Below are 8,890 nucleotides of genomic sequence, written 5' to 3' on the forward strand. Positions count from 1 at the left end.
TGACAAAGCGCTCCATTCTCGCTGGGGTGGGGTGGGGTGGGGCAGGGCAGGGCGCGAGGCGGGCGGGAACCCCCGTAGGCGGCATGGACGGCGTGGATGGACGGCGTGGATGGACCGCGTGGACGGCGTCCGGACGCGCCTCGGCGCACGGGTCGAGAAGTCCGGGTCACGAAGTCCGGGCATGGGTCCGGATCACAAGGTCCGGATCACACCGCGGAAGACAGCAGGCCGGCCGGCACGGGAACGGGACACCGAGGCGGCCGCGGAGAACTGCGCAGGGGCGTCAAAGGGACGGCCCAGGACTTGGCAATATGTGCCAGACGATCGGTCAACTAGTCATGCGGGTGCCACCGAGGCAACTCGGTGCCGCCCAACAGGGCAGGTGGGGCACCGCAGCGCGTGTGCCGCGGCTGCGGGTGGGACGGCACAACCGCTTCCAGCCTGGTTACGGCCAGTCGATCCCGCCGTCGGAAGCGGTGGCGACGGTCGCGCTCTGATGCTTGGGCCAGTCGATGTCCGGTTGCCCGGAAGCGACCATGGCACTCAGGGCCAGGACGGAGAAGATCGCGGTGGATGCCGCGCAAAGTCGCCTGAACATGTCGTCTCCATTCAAGAAGATGCAGGTGAACGAGGTTCCAGGGATCCGATTCCCCGAAACGACCTCTAACGTAGCCCTGCCCGCTCAAGATTGGCAATATGTTGCCTAGCGTTGGCAAGTAAGCGCTTGTCAGCGCAGGGGACACAGGGCGATCCCTTGACAACCCGGGTGGGCAAGTTACTTGCCAGGCGGGTTTGTTCTTCCTAAACTGAAGGCACACAACGCCTTCGGTTGGTCGGCTCTCGCCGGGGCATCGCGGAGGGGGCCGAGCGGTGTACCGTCACCGCATCCCGCGCATCTGAAGAGTGAGATTCCCATGCTTGAACAGCCAGCTTTCGGACGACGCCTCAAGGAACTGCGCGTCGAGCGCAGTCTTTCGCAGGCCGCACTGGCCGGCAAAGAGATCTCCACCGGGTACCTGTCACGTCTCGAGTCGGGCGCGAGGCAACCCACCGAGCGCGTGGTCAACCACCTTGTCCGGATCCTCGGTGTCGAGCGGTCGGCCTTTGACACACCGCCCAGCGGTGGCTCCCTGGCCCAGGCACTCTCCCTCGCCACCTCCGCGGAGGGCGACCAGGGCAGCGAGAACCTCATCGCCGTCCTCGCCCAGGTGCGGGAGGAGAGCCCGTTCCTGCGCTGGCAGGCCCTGTGGCACATCTCCCGGTACTGGCAGCGACGCGGCGAGCGGGCCGAGGAACAGGCGTGCCTGGAGGACATGGTCCGGGTGGCCGACGAGCTCTCCCTGCCCGAACTCCAGTGCAGGGCCCGCTTCCAGCTCGCCCGTTCGCTGCGCTCGACGGGTGAGGTGGCGCGGGCGCTCGACCTCGCGCTCGACGCCTACCAACTGGCCAAGGACGCCGCGCTCGACCTGCCCGACACCGGCGGCGCGCTGCTCACGCTCGTCTCCGTGGAGGCCGAGGCGGGGCGGCTGCCCGATGCCCGGGCGCACGTCGACGAACTGGTCGACCTGGTGGCGGGACGGTCCGACACCCTGGCCGCCGAGGCACTGTGGTCGGCCGCCACCGTGCGGTTCCGGCAGGGCGACCACGAGGGCGCCCGCAGCTGCCTGGAGCGGGCCATGAAGGAGCTGGACAGCAGCGTCGACCTGACGTTGTGGACCCGGCTGAGACTGGCCGCCGCGTCCCTGTACCTGCAGAGCACCCCGCCGCAGACCGAGCGCGGCCGGGAGCGTCTCCAGGAGGCGGCCAGCGCCCTCGCGCTCATCGGCACCCCGGTGCTCGACCAGGAGCTGCTCACCCTCCAGACCCAGCTCGCCTTCCACGAGGGCCGCTACGCGGACGCACGGCGGCTGTACGACGAGCTGAACCGCGAGGAGCTGCGGCTGACCTACCGGGACCAGGTGCGGCTGCACATCCTCGACAGCCGGCTGATGATCCTGGAGGGCCGCGAGCAGGAGGGCATCCGCCTGTTGAAGGACCTCGGCGAGCAGGCCCAGCAGCAGTCCAACATCGACCTGGCCGCCGAGATCTGGCGGATCCTCGCCGAATGCCTGGAGGACGTGAGCCGGCGCAGGACGGCGGCGGAAGGGGCGTAGGGCGACGCCCGTACGGCGCCAGTCACCTACACAACTGACCGACCGCACCACGACGTTGACGGCCCGTCAGGTATCTGACGGGCCGTCCTGGTCGTCGTCTCCGGATCAGCGGCCGGCCATGGCCCGTCCCGGGTCGGCCGACGGGGCGCCGGTCTCCTCCGCCGGGGCGGACCGGAACCGTACCGAGTCCGCCAGCCGTGCCGCGGTCTCGCGGGCCGCCTCCGGTGTGGGTGCGCCGACCACGACGTAGCCCGCGCGGTCGCCGGACTGGCGTACCGGGGAGATCATGTCGCCGGGTGCGACGGTCAGCTCGGCGTGCAGGACGGACGGATGGGCGAGGAGTTCCTCCCAGCCGTCGACGGCGGTCAGCCGGCCGGGCGGTGCCACCAGGAAGCGGACCGCCGCGCCCCGCGTCGCTGTGGTGGCCGGGGGCCGCGGGCCGCGCCGGCCGAGGGCGTCGTCGTAGAGGAGGCCGAAGAGTTCCAGGCCCGGGATGGCGTGGGTGAGGAGGCGGTGCAGCCAGTCGCCGCCGGGGCGGGTGTGGATCTCGCCCAGGACGACGCCGGCCCCGGTGAGCCACAGTTCGGCGTGGAACACCCCGAACCGCAGGCCGAGTGCCGTGAGGGCGGCCGTGACCTGGCGGTCGATCTCCGCCCGGGTGTCCGGCGGGAGCGGGGCCGGCAGGACGTGGCCGATCTCCACGAAGTGCGGCGGCGGCAGCACCTCCTTCTCCGTCACCGCGAGGACCTTGGGCCCGGTGGACAGGACGACGCCCTCCACGCTGTACTCGGGCCCCTCGACGAACTCCTCCACCAGGAACAGGTCGGGGTCCGGGAGTCCGGCCAGCGCCGCCGGCAGCTCGTCCGGGCCCAGCACCTTGCGTACGCCGATGCTCGCCATGCCGTCACGGGGTTTGACCACCCAGGGTCCCCGGGAGTGCCGCAGGAACGCCGCCGCGTCCGGGGCCGAGGTGCACAGCCGTACCGCGGGCTGGCGGAATCCGGCGGCGGCCAGGGCGGCCCGGCAGGCGTCCTTGTTGCGGGTGAGCCGGACCGCCTCGGGCGGGTTGCCCGGCACCCCCAGCCACTCCCCGGACCGGGCGACCGATTCCTGCACGCTGTCGCGCAGCCCGAGCACCAGGTCGTAGCGCACGCCCTCGGCCCGCCGCTCGGCCAGCCAGGGCTCGCACAGCTCCGGGTCGTCCGGGTCGTGCGCGAAGACCGCGTCGGCCAGCGCGCCGACCCCGGCCGTGCGCGCGAGCGCCGACCGGGTCTGGGTCAGATGGACGCGGATGCCCCGCGCCCGCGCCTCCTCGATCGCGAGCGTCACGATGTCGACGCTGGAGGGCAGCGGGTTCGCCCCGCCGACCAGCAGCAACGACGGGCCGGCGGGGGTCACCGGGTGCCCCTTCCCGCGGCCGTCGCCGGTGTCGTCGCCGTCGCCGGTGCCATCGGTGTCTTCGGTGTCGTCGCCGGTGTCGCGGTCCCGGCCAGGACGCGGCGCAGCCAGGAGACCCGGGCGCGGTGGGCCGCGCGGGAGATCACGGCCTCGGGGACCCATTCGTCGAAGCTGTGGAACGCGCCGGACCAGACGTGCAGTTCGGCCTGTCCGCCCGCCCGCCAGACGCGGTCGGCGTAGGCGACGCCCTCGTCCCGCAGCGCCTCCACCGAGCCGACCTCGATGAACGCCGGCGGCAGCCCCGACAGGTCACGGGCCCGCGCCGGAGCCGCGTAGCACGAGACGTCGTCGGTGCCGCGCCGCTCGCCGAGCAGCGCCGTCCAGCCCGCCCGGTTGGACGCGCCGTCCCAGAGCCCGACGTGTTCCAGCTGCGTGTGCGAGAACGTCCCGCACCGGTCGTCCAGCATCGGGAACTGGAGCAACTGCCCCAGCGGCCTTGGCCCTTGACGGTCCCGGGCGAGCAGCGCGAGGCCCGCCGCGAGCGCGCCGCCGGCGCTGTTGCCGCTGAGGACGATCCGGTCCGGGTCCAGCCCGAGGTCGGCGGCGTTGCGGGCGAGCCAGGTGAGTCCGGCGTAGCAGTCCTCCACCGGATCGGGGTCGGGGTGTTCCGGGGCGAGCCGGTAGTCGACGCTGACCACGGCCAGGTCCAGCTCCTGGGCCCGGTCCAGCTCACCGGAGAGTTCCGTGCCGCGGTGGCTGCCGGCGACCATGCCGCCGCCGTGGGTGTGGTAGATCACCGGGTGCGGCCCCGGGGCGGCCGTCGGACGGCAGATGAGCAGGGGCAGGCCGGGGACGCCGGACGGCCCGGGGACCGTACGCTCCTCGATCTCGAACCGGCCGCCGCGCCGGATGCCGGCGTCGGACATGCGGCCGGCCGCCGCCCTGCGCCGCCGGTCGGCGACGAGTCCGGGGGTCAGCGGCATCGGCAGGTCGTCGAGGACGGCCCGCAGGGGTGCCGCCAGCTCGGCGTCGAAGGGCGGCGGACCGCCCACTCCTGCGTCCGCCCCGTCGGGGCGTGGATGTGCGGGCGTGATGGTCATGGTGCTCCTGAGGTGTGCGGTGGTACGCGGGGAGGTGCGGGACCGTCAGTCGGCCGTGTCCGCGCCGGTCAGCGCCAGGGCGTCGACCTCCAGCAGCAGGTCGGGGCGGTAGAGCGCCACCACCTGGACCACGGTGCTCGCCGGTGGCCGCGCGGTGTCGATGAACTCGTCGCGCGCGGCGAGGACGGCCGGTACGTGCGCGATGTCCGTCACGTAGTAGGTGAGCTTGAGGACGTCGTCGAAGGTGAGTCCGGCGGCGGCCAGGCAGCCGCGCATGTTCGCGAAGATCTGCCGGGTCTGCGCGGCCGGGTCGCCCTCGCCGACCAGCTCGCCCTTCTCGTCGAACGGCAGCTGACCGGCCACGGCGGCGACGCGGCCCGGCCCGGTCACCACGTGGGTGTAGCCGTCGCTCGGGTGGACGCCCGGCGGGCGGGAGATGTGGGTGAGGGCGGTGCGCCCGGTGGTCATGAGGATCCTCCGCTCGGTGGTCTGTCCTGCTGTCCGTCCTGCTCTCCGTCCTGCTGTCCGTCCTGTCGTGCGTCCGGCGCGGGTGTCACCACGGTGTGCGCCGCGAACCATGCCGCGAGGTCGCGCAGTCTCCGTCCCGTCTGCTCCGCGTCGGCGCCGGACACCACGGCCGTGCCGACGAACGCGCAGGACGCCTCCCGGCCGCTGATGAGCGTGTCGCCGGGGCGGGCCGTGAGGACGACACGGCGGACGCCGTCCCGTCCGGACACCTCCCGCTCGCCGGGGAAGGAACGCAGCACGCCCGCGTCGGCGGCCAGGAACACATCGCCGTACCACTGCCCGGCGGGTACCGGGTGCAGGGCCGGGGGCAGGCCGAGTACGGCTCTGGCCCACTCCTCGTGCAGGTCCACGCCGTGCTGGAGGCGGATCATCTCGTCGAAGGAACCGCCGGGGATACGGCCCCCGCACTCGCCGAAGACGAGCCGGCCGCCCTGCTCCTCCTGTTCGAAGACCTCCATGTGGAAGACGCCGTCGTGGTGGCCGAGCGCCTTCATGGCCTGTTCGGCCACGGCGTGCGCGCGGTCGTAGAGGTCGGCCCGGTGCACCGGGTGCTCCATGACGGAGGCGACGATGCCGCCGTCCCGGATCGCGAGGACGTTCTGCACGTACCGGCCCACCGACGCGAACAGCACCTGCCCGCCGCGGACGACGCCGTCGACGTGCAGTTCCGCGCCGTCCACCCACTCCTCGGCGAGCCACGGTCCTACGGCGCCCTCCTCGGCCAACCGCCGTGCCAGGGCGTCGCGTTCGGCCGGGTCGCGCCAGGCGTGCACACCCCGGGTCGCGGAGCCGGCCAGCGGTTTCAGCACCCCGCGCGCATGCGGGAACGCGCGCAGGTCGCGCGGGTGCACGACGGTGCGGAAGTCCGCGACCGGGACGCCCGCGGCCCGGATCCGGCGCTTCTGGAGGTCCTTGTCGCGCAGGGCCAGCGCGTCCCGCGGTGTCGTACCGCTGCGCCGGCCGCCCACGACGGCGGCGTTGACCAGGGTGAACTCGAACTGACTGCACACGACGTCGAAGTCCTCGGCGGACAGCTCGCGGCGTTCCAGCCCCGCCAGGGTCTCCTCCGTGCTCGACGGGTCCCGTACCGGCACGGTGTGGGCGTCGTCGAGCAGCGCGGCCCGGTCCTCGGTGTCGTCGGCGGTGGCGAGCACGCACGTCACCTCGGCGCCCAGCCGCCGGAGGGCGGCGACGGCGTCGGGCCGCCAGCCGACGAGCAGCACGGAGCGCCCCGCGCCGCCTGCGTCTCCGGTCTCTTTCATACGGTCAGCTCCTTCGTGTCACGGGCTGGTGGGAGGTCAGGCGCACGGGCAGGGACGCGGGTCCGTTGACCGCGTTCGACCGCACGCGGGTGTGCGGACCGGCCTGTTCGATCAGGTCCGTCGTATCGAGGAGTTCCGTGAACAGGGCCCGCATCTCGGCGCGGGCCAGCGTGCTGCCGATGCAGAAGTGCTCGCCGGAGGCCAGCGCGATGTGCCGGTTGGGCGTGCGCGCGATGTCGAAGCGGTACGGGTCCTCGAAGACGGCCTCGTCCCGGTCGGCCGAGGGCAGCCACAGCACGACCCGGTCACCGGCCTCGACGCGCTCGCCCCGGATGACGCGGGGGCGGGTGGCGGTCCGCATGCTGTGGGTCGCGCTGGAGGTCCAGCGCACGATCTCCTCCACCGCGCTCGGCAGCAGCGCGCGGTCCTGCCGCAGCCGGTGCCACTGGTCGGGGTGCTGGAGGAAGGCGAGCAGGCCGCCGATCAGGGCGAGCCGGCCGTTCTCGGTGGCGCCGATGAGGTTCTCGCAGTTGAGCAGTACCTCGTGCTCGCTCAGCAGCTCGCCGTGGACGGTCCCGTTGACCAGGGCGCTGACCAGGTCGTCGGCGGGTTCGGCCATGCGGTCGTAGAGCAGCTCCATGAAGTACTCCATGAGCTGCGGGTGCGCGGCCAGCGAGGTGTGGGCGGCGAAGGCCTCCTCGCACCACCGGTAGACGTCCTCGTGGTCGCGCTCGGGGATGCCGATGATCCCGCAGATGACGGAGTGCGAGAACCGTCCGGCGACGTGCACGAAGTCGCAGACGCCCTCCTCCACGGCGCGGGCGACGGCCGTACGGGCCGCCGTTTGGATGGTGTCCTCCAGCCCGCGCACGGCACGGGTGCTGAACCAGTCCGCCATCAGGGAGCGCAGTTCCTTGTGGCGCGGCGGGTCGGACAGGGCGAGGGTCAGCCCGCCGCCGGGGTCGTCGCCCAGCCGGGCCGGGCGCAGCAGCACCCCGCGCGCCGAGCTGAAGCCGGCCGGGTCGCGGTAGACGTCCCGGATGTCCTCGTAGGTGGTGAGCGACCAGAAGGCGGGCAGTTCGCCGGCCTCGTGCCGGTGCACGGGGGAGAACGCGCGCATCCAGCGCCACAGCGCGTGCGGGTCGCCTGCGGCGTGCAGATCGGGGTCGGCGATGCGGGGGAGGAGGTGTTCGGGCGATTCCGGCGAGCGGAGGTGTTCGGGCGAGAGGATGTGTTCGGGCGATACGACGGTTGCCGTCATGACGATGCCCTTCCAGGGGTGAGCCGGTCCCGCCGGGCCCGCCGGGCCCGTCGGTCGAGTCGGGCCACTCGGTCCGCGAAGTGGTCGGTGATCGCGCGGGCCGCGGCGAGCGGTACGGCCCACGGGTGGAACGTCGTCTCCACGGACAGTCCGCCCGCGCCGTCCGGCCAGCACTCGGTGTGCAGTTCGAGCGGCAGGTCCGGGTAGGGCTGGCGCAGGAACGTGCTGCGCAGGCCGGGGAGCCGGAGGTCCGGGACGGGGTTGTCCTGGAGCGCGAAGAGGACCTGGTAGAGCGGGGGCCGACCGGTGCGGGGCGGGTCGACGAGGGTGAGGACGTCCCCGAGGGGCACGTCCTGCGCGGCGAAGGCGCGGGCGACGATCTTCCCGGTCGCGCGCAGGGCGGACGCGTCGGCGTCCAGGGTGGTGCCGTGCAGGGCGGTGCCGTTCAGGGCGTCGCCGTTCAGGGCGGTGCCGTCCAGGGCGGTGCCGTTCAGAGCGTCGCCGTTCAGGGCGGTGCCGTTCAGGGCGGTGCCGTCCAGGGCGGTGCCGTTCAGAGCGTCGGCGTTCAGAGCGTCGGCGTTCAGGGCGTCCCTGTCGAGAGCGGTGCCGTCCATGGCGTCGGCGTCCAGGGCGTCGCTGTCAAGGGCGGTGCCGCGCAGGCGCAGGCACAGCATGGTGATGTGGCATCCGACGACGTCCTCCAGGCCCGCCGCATCACGCTGCGCTACCGGGACGCCGACCGCGAAGTCCCGCTGCCCGGTGACCTCCGCGACACTCCCCGCCCACAGGGCCAGCAACACGACGAACCGACTCACCCCGCACCCGGCGGCCACCGCGTCGACCGCCCCGAGCCCGGCCGCGGACACGGGGACCGCCACCCGCACGGGCCCACCGTCGGCCGTCACCTCGGGCGGACCTGGTGGCCAGTGCAGCTCCGGTACGCCGGTCAACTCGCCTACCAGGTAGGCGCGTTCAGCATCGAGGTCGGCGTGCGGGACGCGGGGCGCGGGCAGCCCGACCGGAGACGGGAGAACGGGGCGTGGGGCGGCATGGGCCGCGTCCCCGGCCGGACTCGACGACCGGCGCAGATCCGATACGCCCGTCAACTCGCCCACCAGATAAGCGCGTTCGGCATCGACGTCGGCATGCGGGGCACGGGGCGCGGGCAGCCCGACCGGAGACGGGAGA

Annotated in this window: 7 protein-coding genes and 1 pseudogene; 1 reads left to right on the top strand and 7 read right to left on the bottom strand. The window is 73.1% G+C overall.

What is annotated here, in order from left to right; all coding sequences use genetic code 11:
- Window positions 1-445: 445 nt before the first annotated feature.
- On the bottom strand, window positions 446-598 hold the full coding sequence (locus JHN63_RS41835; protein ID WP_200690366.1) for a hypothetical protein: 153 nt from the start codon (window positions 596-598) through the stop codon (window positions 446-448).
- Window positions 599-914: 316 nt separating this feature from the next.
- Between JHN63_RS41835 and JHN63_RS41840 the strand changes: the two genes are divergently transcribed.
- A complete protein-coding gene (locus JHN63_RS41840; RefSeq protein WP_200690367.1) occupies window positions 915-2,153 on the top strand; it encodes a helix-turn-helix domain-containing protein in 1,239 nt (412 codons plus the stop codon).
- Window positions 2,154-2,258: 105 nt separating this feature from the next.
- Here JHN63_RS41840 and JHN63_RS41845 read toward each other — a convergent pair whose 3' ends face one another.
- The 6 genes and pseudogenes from JHN63_RS41845 to JHN63_RS41870 form a co-directional block, all read right to left on the bottom strand.
- Window positions 2,259-3,551 carry an ATP-grasp domain-containing protein gene (locus JHN63_RS41845; RefSeq protein WP_200690368.1) on the bottom strand — a complete coding sequence of 431 codons (1,293 nt, stop codon included), beginning with the start codon at window positions 3,549-3,551 and terminating at the stop codon, window positions 2,259-2,261.
- Window positions 3,548-4,651 (bottom strand): alpha/beta hydrolase, encoded by a 1,104-nt coding sequence (locus tag JHN63_RS41850; RefSeq protein WP_200690369.1) that lies wholly within the window; start codon window positions 4,649-4,651, stop codon window positions 3,548-3,550. The genes JHN63_RS41845 and JHN63_RS41850 overlap by 4 nt, the downstream gene beginning before the upstream one ends.
- 45 nt (window positions 4,652-4,696) lie before the next feature.
- On the bottom strand, window positions 4,697-5,119 hold the full coding sequence (locus JHN63_RS41855; RefSeq protein ID WP_200690370.1) for a RidA family protein: 423 nt from the start codon (window positions 5,117-5,119) through the stop codon (window positions 4,697-4,699).
- The gene (locus JHN63_RS41860; RefSeq protein ID WP_200690371.1) at window positions 5,116-6,441 is read right to left on the bottom strand and encodes an ATP-grasp domain-containing protein; all 1,326 of its coding nucleotides are present in this window, start codon (window positions 6,439-6,441) and stop codon (window positions 5,116-5,118) included. The genes JHN63_RS41855 and JHN63_RS41860 overlap by 4 nt, the downstream gene beginning before the upstream one ends.
- Before the next feature lie 4 nt (window positions 6,442-6,445).
- A complete protein-coding gene (locus JHN63_RS41865; protein WP_200690372.1) occupies window positions 6,446-7,702 on the bottom strand; it encodes a cytochrome P450 in 1,257 nt (418 codons plus the stop codon).
- Window positions 7,699-8,890 (bottom strand): annotated as a pseudogene (locus JHN63_RS41870) (hypothetical protein); the annotation flags it as partial. The pseudogene JHN63_RS41870 and the gene JHN63_RS41865, both read right to left, overlap by 4 nt.

Source organism: Streptomyces sp. MBT65, from assembly GCF_016612545.1.
Lineage (GTDB): Bacteria > Actinomycetota > Actinomycetes > Streptomycetales > Streptomycetaceae > Streptomyces.